This is a genomic window from Seonamhaeicola marinus, from assembly GCF_008085455.1.
This window is the reverse complement of record NZ_VSDQ01000473.1, coordinates 1-782: the sequence shown is the minus strand read 5'-3', so window position 1 is coordinate 782 and position 782 is coordinate 1. Positions and strand designations below refer to the sequence as shown.

Genomic DNA, 782 nt, shown 5'->3' with positions numbered 1-782 from the left:
CTGCTGTTAAAGTATATGCTAATGATACTGAAAGGTATATTGATACTTACAAAACCATAGCGCAAAGCGAAATGAAATTATATAACATACCCGCAAGTATAACATTAGCGCAAGGTATTTTAGAGTCGGCTTCTGGTAACGGAAGGCTATCTGTAAAAGCAAATAATCATTTTGGAATAAAATGTCATGATTGGACGGGAGCAAAAATTTATCATGATGATGATGCCAAAGGTGAATGCTTTAGAAAATATAAAGATGCTAAATATTCGTTTAGAGATCATTCATTGTTTTTAAAAGAACGTAAACGATATGCTGGTTTATTCGAATTAAAAGAAAACGATTATAAAGCCTGGGCAAAAGGATTAAGAGCCGCAGGTTACGCTACAGATAGAAAATATCCGCAGAAGTTAATTTCTTTAATTGAACGTTACAACTTACATCAATACGATAAAGAAGTACTAGGTTATGGTTATGTAGCACCCGTTGAACCGCTTAATAAAACNAAATATTAATGGTTTAACAGATACAACGCTAAGTATTGGGCAAGAGTTAATTGTTAAACCTTAATTACAAAACTAATTTTTCATGATTTATAAAAGAAGCAGTGCTTTGTTTGCCGAAGCAGAAAAAGTAATTCCAGGCGGTGTAAACTCTCCCGTTAGAGCTTTTAAAGGTGTAGGTGGTACACCTATTTTTGTAAAAGAAGCCAAAGGCGCGTATTTGTTTGATGAAGATGGTAACCGATTGATAGATTATATTAACTCTTGGGGACCAATGATTTT

Annotated in this window: 2 pseudogenes; both read left to right on the top strand. The window is 33.7% G+C overall.

What is annotated here, in order from left to right:
• Positions 1-464, top strand: a pseudogene (locus tag FUA24_RS07795) (glycoside hydrolase family 73 protein); the annotation flags it as partial.
• 121 nt (positions 465-585) lie between these two features.
• Positions 586-782, top strand: a pseudogene (locus FUA24_RS07790) (aminotransferase class III-fold pyridoxal phosphate-dependent enzyme); the annotation flags it as partial.